Genomic DNA, 18,599 nt, shown 5'->3' on the forward strand with positions numbered 1-18,599 from the left:
TTAAAACGTTCTTCTTTACCCATGCAGAATACGCTATATTTTGCAGTGTTTCTTATCTAAAACCAATAAAACGGCAATTCATGCTATCTAGACCTTTAACTTCAAAAATTCTTCTCTCATTACTAGCATCAGTCACCACTGTAGCAAGTGCTAGTGAGCCTTTGAGCCCAATAAAACCGGCAGAAGCCACATCACAAAAAGAAAAAATTTGTGCCATTTATCCGCACCTAAAAGACTCTTATTGGTTATCGGTTAACTACGGAATGGTCTCAGAAGCAGAAAAGCAACAAGTCGAACTTAGAGTTTTGGAAGCTGGCGGTTACCCCAACGTCGCTAAACAAGCCTCACAACTGGTGCTTTGCACGCAATGGGGGGCTGATGCCATTATTTTAGGCACCGTTTCGCCTGACGCTTACCATGAGAACCTGACCAACTGGGTCGGAGCAACCCCTGTGTTTGCCACAGTCAATGAGTTAACCGTCAACAAAGAGCAACAAAGAGTATTAAAAGGCACGGTCGGTGTCGACTGGTATCAAATGGGCTTCCAAGTCGGAGAGTTTTTGTCGAAAAGACATCCAAAAGGGTCAGGAGAAACACCTATCGCCCTACTACTTGGCCCACAAGCAAGCGGTGGCACTAAACCTGTGGCACTCGGGTTTTATGATGCAATCAAATCGAGCGATATCAAAATCGCGATCAGCTATTGGGCAGACAACGATAAAGAACTGCAAAGAAACTTGGTACAACAAGTCATCGAACAACCGGATATTCAATATATAGTCGGAAGTGCAGTCGCGATTGAAGCTGCGATAAGTGAACTAAGAGCTGCGGGTAAAACCAAAGATATTGGGTTAATTTCAAGTTACTTAAGTCACGGAATTTACCGCGGTTTGCTTCGTAACAAGGTGCTTTTTGCACCAACAGATAAAATGGTTGAACAAGGTCGCTTGTCGGTAAAGCAAGCCACCCATTACTTGCGTGGTCAACCTTATGAAAAACATAGCGCACCCATGATTGAGGCACTGACACCCGCAACACTCAAAGATCAAATTATCGCTGACTCATTGTCACCTTCTGAGTTTCGCCCGGTATTCAGTGTGAATCCTTAGTGCTATATTGACTAAAGAACTCAAAACAATAAAAACGAATCAATCATTTAGGGAACATCCATGCAAAAAACGACGCGTACTATGCCAACGCATAAGAATATCGCTTTGGTCGCTCACGACCATTTCAAACCTGAGCTATTAAGATGGGTCAAAGAGAACAAAGAAAAACTACAAAAGCACTTCCTTTATGCAACGGGCACGACAGGTTCTCTACTCAGTAAAGAAACAGGCTTAGCGATTAAGAGTATGATCAGTGGCCCAATGGGCGGTGACCAACAACTTGGTGCGCTTATCTCTGAAGGCAAGATCGATATGATGATTTTCTTCTGGGACCCATTGAATGCTGTACCACACGACCCGGACGTAAAAGCACTACTTCGCATAGCAAGTGTTTGGAACATCCCTGTAGCCACCAACCGCGCTACCGCTAACTTCCTGTTTAACTCTTCACTGCTTGAAGAAGAAGTGATCATTGAGATCCCAGATTACGAAGCATACTTGGCAGAGCGCACATAATCACACGTTAAATTGAACACACTAAAGAGCCTGCATTATGAACTGCCCCCAATAGTTGGACACCAATTATTGGGGGCTTTCTGTTTTTGTAATCTGCTCTTTTGAGCCACAAAAAAGCCTTGCTAGTTTCGCAAGGCTTCTCTTATTTCTCATTACTCTAAAATCTAACCGCTATTTTTCTTCGAAGCGCTTCGCTAAGTGATAGAACTCATTCACTTGCTCTTTTAGCTCTGTGGAGTGGTCTTTCACGGAATGTGTTGCAACCAAGTTTTGCTCTGCGGTGGATGCAATAGACTGCATATGCAGATTTACTTCGCTCGATAGTTCACGTTGTTTATGAGCAGAGCTTTCAACAGATTGCATCAATTCATTCATCGATTGCATTAGATTTTCAACTTCAGATAAACGCTCTGCGCTCACCTTCGCAACATCACCGCACGCGTCGGTTTGGTCTCTGTTCGCCAGGATATCTTTCTGCCAGCTTTCAATCGTAGCCAGCATAGTATCGATGCTCTCTTTAATCTGAACTGTGGCCTTTGACGTTCGACCAGATAACGCACGTACTTCATCGGCAACAACGGCAAAGCCTCGTCCTTGCTCGCCTGCTCTTGCCGCTTCAATCGCAGCGTTAAGTGCCAACAAGTTAGTTTGTTCAGCGATTCCACCAATCTCTTCCATTATCTTGCTCACGCTTTGCGCTTGGTCGCTCAATTGGTAAGTCGTGTGCGTCGCTTTCTCCGCCTGAGATGCCAAGTTTTCAAGGTTACGATGGGTTTGATCAATGCTCTCTTTAGCACCAGCACAAGTTTGCAAGGTAACATCGACAATCTGGTGAGCTTCTTCTGTACGAGAAGAGACTTCATTGGCGGTCACCTCAACCTCTTCAGTTGCTTCACGTACCTGAAGAATATCTTTTGTCTGCTGATCGAGCGCTTCAGTGACTTGGTATGACGTCGCATTAAGGTTATCAGCTAAATCTTGCAATGGTTTCGCTGAGTCTGTCATACGGCCTAACACAGTGCGAATTCGGGCAGACATCAGCTTGAGATGAAAATCGGCAACAGAGAACTGACTGTTACCTGAGTAGACAAGGCGACTGACACTATCGAATTTAGATTGCAGTTTTTTCAACTGTAATGGAGTATCAATGAGCTCTTGTCGGAAAAGCAGTGCTAGAGCAGAGACAGGAAGAAGACTCAATATCCACTGCGATGCTTGCCCTACTTCTACAAGATTTGAAATCAGAGGCGCAGCCAAAGAGCCAAGTAACACTGCGTAACGAACACTGTCACTGATCTGTAGTGACCATTGGCGACCTGACGTCTCAGCTTTCAACAAGCTTTGATAGGCCTTATCCGCAACTTGCACCCACTCGCTTTTCGGCTTAACACGAACAGACTGATAGCCACTCACCTTCCCGCCATCATAAATAGGGGTAACGTAAGCATCAACCCAGTAGTACCCACCGGATTTAGTTTTGTTTTTTACGATCCCGCGCCACGCCTTGCCTTGTTTTAGATTCACCCACATATCGGCAAAAGCCGCTTTAGGCATATCACCATGCCTAACAATATTATGGTTTTGCCCAAGTAATTCATCTTGGTTGTATTCTGCAATGCGACAAAAAGCGTCATTACTATAGGTAATCACACCTTTAAGGTCAGTAGTTGAGACAAGTTGTTCATTTTCGCTTAAAAGCGTTTCACGAGATTGAGAAGGAGAGCTGGCTGTCATTATATTAACTTTTGTTAACTATTATTGTAGCCGAGGAATATATACAATTATTAAAGTTCTTACAAAATGCGAACGTAACATTTTGTGTAAATGACTGCTATTTATACAAAAATAACCAATGCACCTCACAAAACTCTAAACGCTAAGCCTCTTCCCTAACTATTATGCCTTTGATCTAATTATTCACACCTCTATCTGGCTAAAGGTCATGACTCATCTAAGTTAACTGCAGTGGTAAATTTCACTGTTCTCATAGAGACGGAGGTATGGAACTTGCGAATATTCAGATCTTTACGTAATACTCGCTCAACAAAGTCTTCGTAAGCTTGAATGTCTGTGACCGTAACAATCAACATAAAGTCAAAGCTGCCTGATATCTGATAGCACTGAGTGACCTCTGACGCCTTAGAAATAGAATGGCGAAAAATTTGATAGATATCCCCTCGGTCGCGCTCCATTTCAACGGACACAACTAGGGTCATCTTGCTGCCAGTAAGCTCAGGGTTAATGATCGATACATCACCGACTATCACGCCCTCTTGCCTCAATCGTTTCACTCGCTTTAAGCAAGCAGGAGGTGATAGCCCTACGATCTCGGCTAACGATTGATTAGGGATCCGGTTATTCTTCTGAAGCTCAACCAATATGCTTCTATCTATACGGTCTATTTCCATAATTTCTTAAACCATGATTTTTTGACTGATAATTTCTTACTTTACGACAATTTAAAAATCACGGGTAATTTTATAGGTTATTTTTGAAATCATAATCACAACAATCGCGGTAAGATCTTTTTATACAACACAACGAGTTATGGTCGTAACAATGAAATCAACCTATCAATTTTTCAAAGAGCTCCTCAAAGAAATCTTCTATGTCACTTCGACGCTTTTCCGTATCATGATTCCAATAATCATATTGATAAAAGTCGTCGAAGAGCTTGGCGGCATAATGATTCTTAGCGAATGGCTAAGCCCTATAATGGAAAGCGTCGGATTACCCAAAGAAATGGGTCTAGTATGGGCAACTACCATACTCACCAACATCTATGCCGGGCTAATTATCCTTATTAATTCCGATGTTCCCTTAACGGTTGCTCAAGCTTCAATTTTAGGCAGCATGATGCTCCTTGCTCACTCATTGCCAATTGAAGGCGCTATTGCCAAAAAAGCAGGTGTTAGCTGGCTGGCTACCCTATCGGTGAGAGTGGGTGGAAGCTTAGTGCTGGCATGGCTACTCAACCTCAGTTATCAATACGGAGACTGGCTCAACTACCCAGCAACCGTGCTTTGGCAACCAGAAGTATCTGGAGACACGAGTTATCTTGGTTGGGCTATTGAACAGCTCAAGAACTTTGCGGTTATCTTCATGGTAATCTCAGTACTATTACTGTTACTCAAAGTTTTAAAGATTCTCGGCATTGAAAAGCTCATGGCAATATTGTTAAGACCGTTCTTGAGGCTGCTAGGAATCAGCAAAGACGCAACAAACCTAACAATAATAGGAATCACGCTCGGCCTTTCGTTTGGTGGCGGCTTATTAATCAATGAAGCCAAGAAAGGGCATATCTCAGCAAAAGACGTATTCACCGCAATCATGCTGCTCAACTTGCTCCACAGTTTAATTGAAGATACGTTGTTGATCCTACTCATCGGGGCTGATTTCTACACGATATTTTGGGGAAGGCTTGTATTCTCGGTGTTAGTTGTCGCTGTGATATCACACGTCATTAAGCGCATGAATCCAAGCACTTGCGAACGGTATTTTTATCGCGATGTCTCTCAGTAATAAGTAAATCGCCAACAAGAATAAAAGGAAAAGAACTCAAATACGGGTTCTTTTTTACGACTTGGTACTCCTATCACCTCCGCTATTTTTAAATTTCACGCCCTTGAAACACTGAAAATCATTCTCAACACCCTAATTATTGATATTTCGTGTGAAAATAATTTCAGCACAGGTATTTACTAATAACTCAATTATTAAATGCAATGTTTAAACACAGAGAATATAAAACGCATCTTATTACTTATAACTCCATACCTTGTATAAAGTACTCTCAAGATAATAATCACTTCCCAACCAAGATTATTAAAATCCAAAATATCAACTATTCATTCAACAAAATTCATTAAATAGCTGATAATAAAATAAATAACGACCATTATTTGATATTAACTTTAAATGTTGAAATCGGAACGAACAATTGCTTGTAATAATTATCTATTTGATTGGTTAATTTTATAAATATATTTTGTTACATAATCAAAACTGATGGCTCTTTTTAATATGCTCCTTATAACAGCGCCTCTTACAACCGAGGCTCGCACAACTAAGATTCTTACAAAAACACCCATAAAAGCAATGACTTTAATGGTTCTAACTTTGTCATCACTGTCACAGGCTTCCACTATTGAGAACGATGAACTATTGCTTAAGTCATTGATTAAACGAGGTGTTATCTGTTCTGGCTTAACCTATGAGGAAAATCAAGAAGCTTTACGTATCTATCTCAACGCTAAAAAAGCGAAGAGCACTCCGTTTGATTCAAAAAGTAGAAAAGAGACAACCAATACAAAGGAGATAGAAAGTAAAAAAAATACAACAAACACACGTCAGTTAAATAAGACACCACAAGAGTGTATTAGGCCAAACTCGGACAACAGATCCGAATAAGGCAAGTTGATACTGATATCGACATGGAAATATAAAAGGAAAATATAATGAAAATGATGAGAAAAACATTGTTGGCTTCAGCAATGCTTACTCTATTTAGCGTCAGTAGTTATGCAAAAACACCTATTGATTTAGGCGTTGTTAATGAAGACAAACTCATTGAAATGCTAGTTAGACAGGGCTTAGTCGACCAAGATGCAACCGATGTGGCAAAGCACGACGCACTTGACCGCTACTTGAAGAATAAAATCAATTCCGGTTTTAAAGGTGACGCTCAATTCGGTAAAAAAGCACTTGAGCAACGAGCGAAAATACTTAAAGCCATAGAAAAAGGATCTGGTGTTAAAAAGGCGAGCGTCTTTGCGTTAGAAGTCGGCACCAAGCGTACCGATAAAGTACTCGCTCTGTTAGTCGATTTCCCTGATTTGAACTGGGATAACAACAAACTGACCGAAGAGCACACACAAATGCTCTACGAGAGCTACAACCCAGAACATTATCAAGAGTTGTTATTTTCAAACTCTGGCTACACTGGGCCAAACGGCGAAAACCTAATCTCGATGCGTCAGTATTACCAAAGTGAATCTGGTGATAGTTACAGCGTTGCGGGCCAAGCTGCAGGTTGGTATCGCGCCTCTAAACCTGCGTCATTCTATGGGGGTAACTCCCCTACTACCGACAACGATCTCAACGCGCAAGAACTGGTTCGCGAAGCACTGAATCAATTGGCTCAAGATCCGAGTATCAATCTAGCCGATTACGATATTGAAGATCGTTACGATTACGACGGTGACGGAAACTTCCGTGAACCCGATGGTGTGATTGATCATCTAATGGTGTTCCACGCATCTGTTGGTGAAGAAGCCGGTGGTGGCGTATTAGGCCCTGATGCGATTTGGTCTCACCGATTCAACCTTGGTCGCACTCATGTACTTAAAGGCACCTCTAGCTCGCTTCCAGACCGCTTTGGTGGCCAATACGCAGCATTTGATTACACGATTCAACCGATTGATGCCGCAGCTGGTGTATGTGCTCACGAGTATGGCCATGATTTAGGCTTGCCAGACGAGTACGACACGCAATATACAGGCAAGGGTGAACCTGTCTCTTACTGGTCAATCATGTCTTCGGGCAGTTGGGCTGGTCAAATTGGTGGCACACAGCCAACGGCATTCAGCTCTTGGGCAAAACACTTCCTACAGAAGTCGATTGGTGGTCGTTGGATTAACGATGATCAAATCTCGATTGATGACCTAGAAGACAACCCACAGGTTTATACGTTGTTCCAAACAACGGATAACAACCGTCCGAACATGATTAAAGTGGATCTTCCAGAAAAACAGATCGAAGGTTTAAAACCGTTTGCTGGTGAGTATTCGTTCCACTCTCAAAAAGGCGATGACCTGAAAAACAGCATGACACGCAAGTTGGTGATTCCAGCCGGCGATTCTGCACTGCTTTCATTCAAAACTTGGTATGAAATTGAGAAAGACTACGACTTTGCACGCGTACTCGTGAATGGACAAGCCATTGCCGGCAACATCACCTCAATGGATGACCCGTACAATACTGGCCTCGTTCCTGCTATTGGCGGCGAATCTGGCGGTTGGATTGATGCTGAGTTCGACGTTTCACAATGGGCAGGCCAAGAAGTAGAGCTTTCGTTTGAATACATCACCGATGGTGGCTTGGCGATGGAAGGTTTCTATTTGGATAACCTCAGTGTGGTCGTTGATGGTGAAGTAACCTTAATAGACGATGGTGAGAGCAACTCCACCTTCGCCCTAAATGGTTACAAGCTGAGTAATGGGTTCCACCAAGCGCAACACTACTACCTGTTGCAATGGCGCAGCCACATGGACGTTGATGAGGGTCTAGCCAACATCAAACGCATGGGCCAACTGATCTCATTCGATCCGGGTTTGATTATTTGGTACGTAGACGAATCTCTGACTGATAACTGGGTAGGCAAACACCCAGGTGAAGGTTGGTTAGGCGTGGTCGATGCCGACCAGAATGCAATGACTTGGGAAAAATCCGGTGAAGTCGCTCAAACTCGTTACCAAGTTCGTGATGCGGCGTTTTCACTCAAAGATCATACTCCAATGCGTCTTGTAAACAGCGACAATGATGTGCTCGAAGATACCAGTTTAGTTGGCAATGCTAGCTTCTCGGATGACCAAGATTACACATCGCCTCAAGCACCAGACTCAGGACGTATCCTGACGGAGTTTGGTTTAGCGGTCGATATTGTGAATCAGAGTGACAACAACGAATACGGTGTGGTTCGCTTATCTAAAGTAAGCCAACACAACGTCGCTCCTACTGCGAACTTCGAGCTTAATGTGACTGGCCTGAACGTTTCAGCACGTAACTTTAGCTCAGACCAAGACGGTGAGATCACTAGTTATCTATGGGACTTGGGCAACGGAACAACAAGTAACGAAGTGACACCAACTTGGTCTTACGAGCAAGCAGGTGAATACACGGTGAACTTGACTGTTGTCGACGACAAAGGCAATACCGATTCGTTCAGCTCCGTAGTGAGTGTTGAATCTCCAAACGCTCTTCCAGAAGCAAGCGCGAAGTACATTCACTTGGGTCGCTGGGTAACCATGTGGTCAACAAGTTCAGACAGTGATGGTCGTATTGTTGATACCGAGTGGACACTTCCAAACGGTAAGGTGAAACGAGGTCGTACATTCACTTCAATCTTCCCTTCATACGGTAAGCACAAGGTGACACTGAAGATAATCGATGACCAAGGCGGGATTACGACTAAGACAATTTTAGTCGACCTGTAAATCATAGCAGGCTCTATCATGAGGATTTACAAAATAAGCTTAAGTACTGTTGTCACAGGATATAAACCACGACAGCAGTTTTAAGAAAACGTCATTATTTAAGCCATAAGCGAAAGCCCTACCGATTCGGTAGGGCTTTTTATTGGTCGCAATTTAAGATACTAGGGGTTTAGTCACAGTAAAAAACTTGCTGAATCACCATTCGGAACCATTACACGGGCTGCTTTTGAATGCGTGATTTACGCGCACTGAATGCAAACAACAAAATTACGGCCAAAACGAATGGTAAAACGTAAACGTTAAGGTTTTGCCAACCTACTGTTGACTCCAACCAACCAGACAGTAGCGCCGTGACAGTTACACAACCAAACACAACAAATTCATTGAACGCTTGTGCCTTGGCTTTATTTTGAGCTTGATACGACTGGCTGAATAAGCCTGTTGCAGCGATGAACATAAAGTTCCAACCCACACCAAGCACAACCAAAGCCGCTCTAAAGTGCCAAATTGACACGCCATGGATATTGATGGCAATACTCACCACAAATAACACGCCACCTGCAAGGATCATCATTCTTGAACCAAACTTCTCGATGAGGGAACCCGTAAAGAATGCAGGCACAAACATACCCAATACGTGCCACTCAATCACACCAGCAGCTTTAGTAAAATCGAATCCGCAACCAATCATCGCCAATGGTGTTGCCGTCATCAAAATGTTCATCACGGCGTAAGCAACCATGGCCGCAAACACAGCGCCAACAAAGTTCGGCGCTTTAACGATCACACTTAAAGGATCGGCTTTGGGAGCCTGACTATTAAAAGAGACCTTAGGAAACTGAATGGTTTGTAACAAGGCTAAAGCTAAGATGTTTAGGCCGATCAGCGAAGCAAAAGCACCAATATACAAACCATCTGCTGACCACTGTTGCGACATAATCGCCAAGTTTGGCCCTAATACCGCTGCTAAAACGCCACCAGCCATAGAGATAGATATCGCTCGATGACGGGCATTTTCATCACACACCTCGATTGCAGCAAAACGATAAAGCGTACCAAAACCAATACCTATCCCAAGCAAAAACGTGGCGAAACAAAACAGATAGAAATGTTGCTGAGATAACGCGTAAGTCGCAAGGCTTGCTCCGGTAATGCCAACTACATTGCCGATACTAAACCCTCGTTTTCGTCCTAATTTTCCTGAAATTAAAGATGCAGGAATAGTGGCTGCCATTAAGCCTAAAAACTGCAACGCAACAGGCAAAGTAATCATGCTGACACTGGGTGCAATCTGTTTGCCTATCAAGCCAATCACTGAGATCAGTAATATGTTGCCCGTCATCAACAAGGCCTGACACAGTGAGAGCAGCCAAACATTTCTATTCATCTTCGTTCCTAAATATGGGCACAGCTGGTCAATAGAACAAAAAATCAACAAAGTCGCAACTCTTTGTTACTTTTAATGAACTCACCAAAGCACTCAATTAAAGAGCCACGAGTCTCGACTTCGAAGTGTATTCCGCCAAAGGTGCTTTAATCTTCGTTGCTTTACGCTCTAGAGTTGAAATTATCATTACTTAAGATAATAATAATTTTGTGTTATTCAGAAGCTTTGTTGTTTATAGGCTTTGTTATTCACAGGCTCTGTTACTTATAAGCCTTTTTATCCATAGGCGTTAGCATTTAAAGGTGAGTATGATTAATCCACTTTGGCTCAATACATTTAAGACTCTGGTTGAAGTTGGTCATTTCACCCAAACTGCAGAAAAGCTGTATATGACACAGCCTGGCGTTAGCCAACACATCAAAAAGCTTGAGCAAGCTTGTAACTGTGACTTGTTATCGAGGGAAAATAAGAGCTTCGAACTGACCGAACAAGGTCGGATTATGTATCGCTACGCTCTTAAACTGGAAAAAGACCAAGAAGATTTATTCGAATCTCTGAGTTTCGACAATCCTTATTCTGGGCAATGTCATCTATCCTGTTCGGGTTCACTCTCTTTGCGTCTGTATCCCAAGCTTCTTGAACTGCAGCAGCAACATCAAGACCTGAGCATCAACCTAGAAGCGGCACCGAACAAAAAGATATTGAACGACCTAATCCAAGGCACCACCGATATTGGAATCGTCAGACATTCACCCAATGACAGCTATTATCAGAGCCAAATTATTGGTAATGAGGCGCTGTGCTTAATCGTCCATCATAGTCTTGCTGACTTAGAGATTACCCCTGAAGCTCTGCACAATATCGGCCTCATAGCCCATCCAGACTCTGCTCATTACCTGTCTTTGTATTTTGACCTATGCGGAGATAAAGATTTAGCGAACATCAACATCAATGAAATACCGAAGTCTGGCTACATTAATCAACTTCACCAAATTCTATTACCCGTATCCAAAGGGCTTGGGTTCACCGTGTTACCCGCAGGGGCTGTCGAAAACTTTCCAGACAGAGATAAGCTGCACGTTGTGACACCTAAAGTGAAGGTTGAAGAAACACTGTATTTGGTTCAGAAAAGAAATCGAAAACTGCCGCACAGATACAACACTGTTATCGATCTAATCAAACAACACGTCAGTAATTAGTTCGGTATAGATAGACTTAAAGCCTTTAGCTAGTTCGTTATTTCGCAGCAAGAGCTAAAGGCTTTAATGTTGGAGTGATGTTCAAAAGACAGCTACTCAGAAGCACTCAGAACCTCTTTGGCTCGTTCAAAGTCGTAATTATCTAACGCACTTTGGACATCTTTAAGAACTGCTGAATGTGAATACTGTGCCAGTAATACAGTCACGTATTGGGTCGCATCGTTATCATAAGCATCCAACAGCGAATACAACTTAGCTCGCTGCTCTTGAGTGATATTAGGCGAATTCGATGCATCAGCGCTTCTCACCTCAGTTTCTTGAGTACATGCCGTTTCAACACCTTGAGCACCAGAGCCATCAAAGCTGCTCTCTACCGTTTTGATCAATTCGATTAACCCAAGCTCAGCTTGTTTAAGATCTTGCTCATCACACGCCTTGTTATGCGCTTTGCTTTCAAGACCACCGAGTTGTTCAGCCAATTGCAACCCGCCAATAGAAGCCGCCATGCTTTTTAACGTATGTAGGTTCCGCTCTAACGTCACCCATTCATCTTGCACTAGGTTGTCGAAGGTATCCGACATAATGTTAGGCGCCCCTTGGCAGAATCTACCAAGCATCTTGTCTTGCAGCTTCACATCATGATGAGTCAACTGACCGAACCTTGGCAATGAGAAAACAGGGAGAACCATCAGAGTATCAGAGCTTAATGTCGGACTGTTAGAGCTGCTATCTTGCATCCTACCTGAAGGCGACTCTGATGACGCTTTACCCTCAACCAAAACCTCTGGCACGATGTATTTCGTAATCAAAGAGGTGGCTTTATCGATGATAATGGGCTTATCCAAGAAGTCCGTGACTCCAGCCTCTCGGGCTCGCTGTTTCGCATCAGCAAACACATTGGCCGACATCGCAATAATTGGTACATCTTTATCAAACTCACGAATCAAACGTGTAGCTTCGAAACCATCCATAATTGGCATTTGAAGATCCATAAAGATTATTTCGTAGTCGTTGTTTTTAGCTAGTTCAAGCGCTTCCTTTCCGTTTTCAGCAAGATCGGCATTTAAATTAGAACGACTGAAAAATGCTAAGGCGAGATCTTGGTTCAGCTCATTGTCTTCAACCAATAACACTCTTTGGCCTTTGAACTCTATCTGATAATCCAACTGCAACTCTTGGGCTTTGAAATCGGCTAACGCATCCGAGCTTGATCGTGGCAATGTCAGTACAAAGGAGAACTCACTGCCTTGCCCGTAAACACTCTCTACCGTAATTTGACTGCCCATCGCATGCACTAATTTCTGGCTAATGTTGAGCCCAAGCCCTGTACCGCCAAACCGACGTGTTGTGGTGGTATCCGCTTGGCTAAAGGCTTCAAACAGCTTGTGACGGTTCTCATCCGAGATGCCTATCCCGGTATCTATCACACTCACTTTCATGGTTAGGCTGCTATCGTTCGAGTCAACATGCTCCACCGTTAACGCTACGCTGCCTTTTTCCGTAAACTTAATCGCGTTGCCCACAAGGTTGAGTATGACTTGGAACAACCTCAAGGGATCGCCTTGTAATGGCGTGTCTAATTCTGGGTCTATGACCATCGACAAATTGAGTTGTTTCTCAGCCGCTTTCGACTCCATCAACTCAATCACATCTTTAAAGGTCGTTGCGGGATCAAATGGGATGCTATCAATGGCAAGCTGTCCCGCCTCTATCTTAGAGAAGTCGAGGATGTCATTAATGATGCTTAACAGTGAATGCCCCGAACGGTGCACTTTCTCAATATAGTTTCGAGCAACAGGATTAGATATTTCGCCAATGGCCAAATAAGACAAACCAATTATTGCGTTCATTGGCGTTCTAATTTCGTGACTCATATTGGCTAAGAATTCCGATTTAGCTTGGCTAGCCAGATCGGCTCTCTGTTTCTCTTCTTCAAGTTGTTCGTTTAGGCGTTTCATTTCTGAAATATCGAATGCCCAAAATAGTGTTGCTATCTCGCCATCTAGCTCAAACAAATAATAGCTGACGAGCGCGACGAAACGGGTTCCGTCAGACTTTCTTAGCACCAACTCTCTGTTTACCACCTTTCCATTGAGATTAAGCTCCTTATGTACATCGTCCCGAACGGCTAAGGAATCATGAATAGCAGCCGCATCGATAGAATCAAGATCCAGATCTTCAACCCCAAACAGGCGTTTCGCAGTATCGTTGGCATAGCGAACCTTCTCTTCTAACACAACACTAGCGGCGATTGGAGAGCTATTTAGCATGTTGTAGAGTTGGTTCTGCGCCTTTTCTAGAGCTTCGGTCGCTTCCTTAGCAATAATGATCTGCTTAGTTAATTTACGATTCCAAAAAATAATAAGAAGAAGGATCACCAGAGAAAAAACCGAAATGGTGTAAACCAATTGATAGTCAACTCTTTCTATCGCTTTAGGCGCCGCCCATTTTGCTGAGATCTTTTGACGTTCTTCAGCAGAAATGCTCTCAATTGCCTTATTCACAATGGAATAGAGCAAAGGTTCAGACTTAATGACGTGTAAAGTTGGAGAACGGAAAAAATCAAGTCGTCCGATAATTCCGACCTCACGATGACCATATGAATCAATGAGATAGTTTAGGACTTCGACAGTATCGATCATGCCATCTAGGGTTTCATCATCCAGTCGGTTAAGCCCATCTTCAGTGGATTCGACTTTCACCCATTCAATATTCGGGTATTTCTCGACAATCGCGTCGGTATTTGCTGCGTTCTTCAAGATACCGATTTTCCATCCTTCAGCTTCCTCAAGCACCAAGCTACTAATGTCTCGTCTCGATGCAATAGCTAAACGGCTTGAAAACAGGCTCTTGACAGCTTTGACGTTGTCTCCTAACGAACGGTTCTCTTGAGCTGCGGAGACCAGTTCTACTTCATGATGATCAACCAAGCTACGGGTCTCTGACCAACTTGCAGCGTCTACATGGTTGATACTTAACCCTGTTTTCTGCTCAATTAGCGTTAGATAATCGTCAATTATACCGATGTATTCACCGGTATTAGATACCGCCTCATAAGGCAATGAGTTCGGATCGATACCTATCCGAACATCCGGATTATCTTTGATCCACGCCCTCTCTTTTTGGCTTAGATTTAAGATCTCTCCAGTCAAGTTACTCGCTTGATAAACATCCGCAATATAGCGTTTCGCCGCATCTCCGAATGAACTAAATTGTTCGACCGATGGAAAATAAACATGGTTCCGCTCTAACGACTGAACATCAAAGTAGAAAGTCATCGAGCCAGAATTGATGCTCCCTCCTTTGGTTCGATAATTTGCCACCTTGGTGACTGATGAAAAGTGAGAGGTGTTTTTCTTCTCTCCATATTCATCAACTAGGTTACCGATGTACCAAGATTTGATTGGACGATTACTATTATCCGCCTGTGCAGTGATCACCTGAAATGAACTGTCCGTATCGAAAATTTCAAAAACTTCGGTTAACTCTTCAAAGCGGTCATTGACGATAAAATACGCGGATATTTGCGCTATGATATTCGCCTTTTTAAGCACTTGGCTTAGATCATTCTGAACCTGCATCTCGATAATTTGGCTTAAACCGTCATCGGCCTGTTTAAGGTTGTTAATCGCGGCATTGAAGCTGTCTCTGATTTCCTCACTCTTAAAATCAACATAGATCGGATACTCAACTTTATACTCGTCATGTAACGTTAGCTCTGCCATTTCAATAAAACGAGTATTGGTGATAAACCACTCCAGAACCCTTCGTTCAACCATTAACAGGTCAACATTTTGAGCCCTCAATTGTGAGAATGCCGATTCAAGACCTTCGTAATCTTCGACACGACCAATGTCTAACTTACCCTTCAGTACTTCAACAGAATTTTTAATTGGTGAGGTCTCGTCGAACAATAACGCCCCTAGTGATAGGTCGTTCTGAGATTCAAGTTTGAGCTTGCGGCGAGTCAGTGAAACAGGAACAAACTCAACATTAAGAACTTTATCACTTAGGAAATGAGCATTAGGATCATCAAACTGAACGCCAGAAACAAAGGCAATAGAATTATTGTTGTCGATGGCCTTTCTAGCGGCACTAGGAGGAAGAGTGACAACGTCACCCAACTTATACCCCATATCATTAAGAGCACGTTGAATAATGTCGTGTTCTAGCCCGACCGCGGTGCTGTCTGGATACATATACGGAGGGTTACCAAAGCCAAATACGCCTTTTAGTGGCACTCGATAAGGAGAGGTATCTAGCCACTTTGATAAAATCTGGTTCTTATTTGCAACGTCAAAAGTTTCAATTTGTTTGTTGATTAGCGTCAGTAGCTCTGGTTCGTCATTTCTAATCACCATCGACGCTTCTAACTTTTTCCAATGCTCCAAAACATAGTTGACCGCTAGATCATGAACGCCAATCTTTTTCGCAAGATCCATAGTGGTGATAGGTTCACCGACCATGCCTTCAACATCACCAGACCCTAACGCACGCACCGCATCAATAACATTCTCAAAATCGACTCTTTCGATAGAGCTCAACCTCACTCCTGCACGCTCCAAGTCTATGTTTTCATTTACCATCGCAATGCGGCGTTTATTATTTTGATCTAGATTTCCATCGAGTTTTTTGTCGATAGGGACTATTACAGCCACCTGATAAGGAATATAGGGATCACTTGCAAGAAAACGTCCACCTTCACTTGGGTCGAACTGTTGGAATGGGAACACGTCGCCTCGCCCATCGACTAACGCCGCTTTGGCCTCGACGCGCGAGTTAACTGTGATAAACCGAACATGGACACCAAAACGCTGTTCAAGATCCAATGTCCAATCTTTGATGATCCCAGAAACCAGCCCGTCGTCATCGATGAATGAGTACGGGTAATGGTCGGAAAGAGCAATAAATGTGATGGTCGGTTGGTTTTCCAACCACTGGTTTAACTTAGCATCGGTCACTTCAGCCGCGTTTACACTGCGAATGACTAGTGACCACACCAATAAGCCAATGATAAGAGATAATACAAAACGATTTAGTGACAACATCAAGCCATCACTCATCGCTAAACTTCTCTTTAATCGCAAGAATCTCGGGCAACTTAAGAAAGAACAGATCAACGATAGTTGGATCAAAATGTTTGCCTTTCTGTTCTTCAAACAAGCTCAGTGCCTCATCGACACTCCAAGCCTTCTTATAAGGACGCTCTGCTGTCAGGGCATCAAACACATCAGCCACCGCAGCGATTCTTCCTACCAAAGGAATTTCTTCACCCGCGATCTGGTTTGGGTAACCGCTGCCATCCCATTTCTCATGATGATATTGCGCCACCTGAATCGCCATACGCATCAGTTTGGAATCACTCTGCCTACCAAGAATTTCAACACCGTACTCGACGTGTTTCTGCATAGTATTCCACTCACCGGCATCCAACTTACCAGGCTTTAGCAGCACACTATCGGGAATGCCAATCTTGCCAATATCATGCATTGGTGCTGCATCACGCAACGTCTCGGCATCTTCGTCAGTCATTCCCAAGGCTTTAGCTAGCACTTCACAGTAGTGACTCATACGCTTAACGTGCATGCCTGTTTCATTGTCTTTAAATTCAGCAGCTCTACCCAGTATGTTCAGTGTTTCTAGCTTACCGAGATTGATCTCTTGAGTTTTCTCTTTTACCTGACTAAACAACGCGCGTTGTTGGTCATAAAGTGCGATATGCGTTTTCACACGCTGGAGTGCAATAGCAGGGGTTATCGGTTTGGTTAGGTAATCGACAGCCCCCAAGGAGAGCCCTTTTACTTCGGCTTCAGGTCCAATTTTGGCAGTAACGAAGATAATGGGGATATGCGCGGTGTTGGGCTGTTCTTTGAGCTGTCTGCAAACTTCATAACCGTCAATATCAGGCATCATGATATCGAGGAGAATGAGGTCTGGCTGAGGCACCACCTTGGCTATCTTGATGCCAATGGTACCGTTAATTGCTACTTTGACTTGATAGGTATCTTTAAGTATTGCAGTCAACACATCCAAATTGCTTGGGGTGTCATCTACGACTAACACTATGGGTTTACGACTCATTGATACCTCGTATAAAAATCAAACAGTTATAAATATAGTGTAGAACGATTTTTAGAGGTTAATCAGAAAAAATAGCAATTGTTTATTGAAAATGAAGAGTAGATCTTCGAGTGACATCAAACCAACGTTTGTCGAAGTATGACCAGTCAATATTACGTCGATTAAGTCATTATAATACAAAGGAAATTATACAGATTACTTTTGAATCCAGACCTTTTATTAACAAAATACAAACTGGCAAAAACAAAAAGAGCTCCTCATTTGGGAGCTCTTTTCACTTAAGTCATTAGAGAATCAAATAGCCTAGCGAACCCGCAACCTAACGACCTGAATAATACATACAGATTCGAACACCATCGAACTCACGAATCTCAAATGGGATCTCGTAAATCGACTCCATCACTGACTTTTCAACCACTTCAGAGACCTTGCCCGACTTAACCACTTGGCCCCTCTTCATCGCGACAATGTTATCTGAGTAACAAGAAGCAAAGTTGATGTCGTGAATCACGATAACGACCGCCTTATTAAACTCATGCGCTAGGCGACGTAGCGTCTGCATGATTTCAACCGAGTGTTTAATATCTAGGTTGTTTAGTGGCTCATCCAAGAACACATAATCCGTATCTTGCGCCACAACCATCGCGATAAACGCCATTTGACGCTGACCACCACTCAATTCATCAAGGTATCTGTTTTGGATATCGGTAATGCCAAGGTGCTCTAGCGCTGTATCGACGATCTTATGATCTTCGTCTTTCAAGCGACCTTGAGAATGCGGAAAACGCCCAAAACAGACCAACTCACGAATCGTAAATCGCATATTGATGTTGTTTGATTGTCTTAACACAGCAAGGTGCTTCGCAAGCTCTTTGGTATCCCATTCAGCCAGTAATTTATCGCCAATAACGACCTCGCCCGCATCACTTTCGGTTAAGCGACTCGCCATAGAAAGCAGAGTACTTTTACCCGCACCATTTGGGCCAATGATAGAAGTCACTTCCCCTTTAGGGAACATGGCACTGGCATCATCCACCACAAGTGTCTTGCCATACTTCTTACTCAAACCTGTTAATTTAATCACTACTTATTA

The 18,599-nt window shown here is 43.2% G+C and carries 13 protein-coding genes; 6 read left to right on the top strand and 7 right to left on the bottom strand.

All coding sequences use genetic code 11. The features are described 5' to 3' along the window. Window positions 1-52: 52 nt before the first annotated feature. Window positions 53-217: a hypothetical protein gene (locus ACED25_RS02130; RefSeq protein WP_231847902.1), complete on the bottom strand. Its 165-nt coding sequence runs from the start codon at window positions 215-217 to the stop codon at window positions 53-55. Between ACED25_RS02130 and torT the strand changes: the two genes are divergently transcribed. Together torT and ACED25_RS02140 are read left to right on the top strand one after the other, a co-directional pair. Beyond that, entirely contained in the window at window positions 162-1,109 is a 948-nt protein-coding gene (gene torT, locus ACED25_RS02135) for a TMAO reductase system periplasmic protein TorT (protein ID WP_240797169.1), read from the top strand. The two genes, ACED25_RS02130 and torT, sit on opposite strands and share 56 nt — an antisense overlap. Before the next feature lie 60 nt (window positions 1,110-1,169). Then, complete coding sequence (locus ACED25_RS02140) at window positions 1,170-1,625, top strand: methylglyoxal synthase (protein WP_009844869.1); 456 nt, start codon at window positions 1,170-1,172, stop codon at window positions 1,623-1,625. 171 nt (window positions 1,626-1,796) lie between these two features. Here ACED25_RS02140 and ACED25_RS02145 read toward each other — a convergent pair whose 3' ends face one another. Further along, on the bottom strand, window positions 1,797-3,359 hold the full coding sequence (locus ACED25_RS02145) for a PAS domain-containing methyl-accepting chemotaxis protein (protein WP_017102544.1): 1,563 nt from the start codon (window positions 3,357-3,359) through the stop codon (window positions 1,797-1,799). A gap of 206 nt (window positions 3,360-3,565) precedes the next feature. Then, window positions 3,566-4,033 (bottom strand): Lrp/AsnC family transcriptional regulator, encoded by a 468-nt coding sequence (locus ACED25_RS02150; protein ID WP_135384215.1) that lies wholly within the window; start codon window positions 4,031-4,033, stop codon window positions 3,566-3,568. A 151-nt stretch (window positions 4,034-4,184) separates the two neighbouring features. Here ACED25_RS02150 and ACED25_RS02155 point away from each other — a divergent pair, with 151 nt between their 5' ends. The 3 genes from ACED25_RS02155 (at window position 4,185) to ACED25_RS02165 (ending at window position 8,839) form a co-directional block, all read left to right on the top strand. Further along, complete coding sequence (locus tag ACED25_RS02155) at window positions 4,185-5,147, top strand: hypothetical protein (protein WP_371694533.1); 963 nt, start codon at window positions 4,185-4,187, stop codon at window positions 5,145-5,147. Between the two features lie 576 nt (window positions 5,148-5,723). Next, window positions 5,724-6,035 carry a hypothetical protein gene (locus ACED25_RS02160; protein ID WP_029223725.1) on the top strand — a complete coding sequence of 104 codons (312 nt, stop codon included), beginning with the start codon at window positions 5,724-5,726 and terminating at the stop codon, window positions 6,033-6,035. A 47-nt stretch (window positions 6,036-6,082) separates the two neighbouring features. Then, entirely contained in the window at window positions 6,083-8,839 is a 2,757-nt protein-coding gene (locus tag ACED25_RS02165; protein WP_371694534.1) for an immune inhibitor A domain-containing protein, read from the top strand. A 211-nt stretch (window positions 8,840-9,050) separates the two neighbouring features. Here the strand turns inward: ACED25_RS02165 and ACED25_RS02170 are convergent, their stop codons facing one another. Beyond that, window positions 9,051-10,226 (bottom strand): MFS transporter, encoded by a 1,176-nt coding sequence (locus tag ACED25_RS02170; RefSeq protein ID WP_371694535.1) that lies wholly within the window; start codon window positions 10,224-10,226, stop codon window positions 9,051-9,053. Between the two features lie 308 nt (window positions 10,227-10,534). Here ACED25_RS02170 and ACED25_RS02175 point away from each other — a divergent pair, with 308 nt between their 5' ends. Further along, window positions 10,535-11,425 carry a LysR family transcriptional regulator gene (locus ACED25_RS02175; protein WP_371694536.1) on the top strand — a complete coding sequence of 297 codons (891 nt, stop codon included), beginning with the start codon at window positions 10,535-10,537 and terminating at the stop codon, window positions 11,423-11,425. 92 nt (window positions 11,426-11,517) lie between these two features. On the opposite strand, the gene ACED25_RS02180 is transcribed toward ACED25_RS02175, so the two are convergent. From ACED25_RS02180 to ACED25_RS02190, 3 genes are all read right to left on the bottom strand, one after another. Further along, window positions 11,518-16,488 carry an ATP-binding protein gene (locus ACED25_RS02180; RefSeq protein WP_371694537.1) on the bottom strand — a complete coding sequence of 1,657 codons (4,971 nt, stop codon included), beginning with the start codon at window positions 16,486-16,488 and terminating at the stop codon, window positions 11,518-11,520. Continuing rightward, a complete protein-coding gene (locus ACED25_RS02185) occupies window positions 16,481-17,506 on the bottom strand; it encodes an HD domain-containing phosphohydrolase (RefSeq protein ID WP_371694538.1) in 1,026 nt (341 codons plus the stop codon). The genes ACED25_RS02180 and ACED25_RS02185 overlap by 8 nt, the downstream gene beginning before the upstream one ends. 319 nt (window positions 17,507-17,825) lie before the next feature. Beyond that, entirely contained in the window at window positions 17,826-18,590 is a 765-nt protein-coding gene (locus ACED25_RS02190; RefSeq protein ID WP_102257601.1) for an ABC transporter ATP-binding protein, read from the bottom strand. Between the last annotated feature and the right edge of the window lie 9 nt (window positions 18,591-18,599).

Origin of the sequence: Vibrio sp. 1F263 (assembly GCF_041439035.1) — a bacterium.
Taxonomy (GTDB): Bacteria; Pseudomonadota; Gammaproteobacteria; order Enterobacterales; family Vibrionaceae; genus Vibrio; species Vibrio tasmaniensis_A.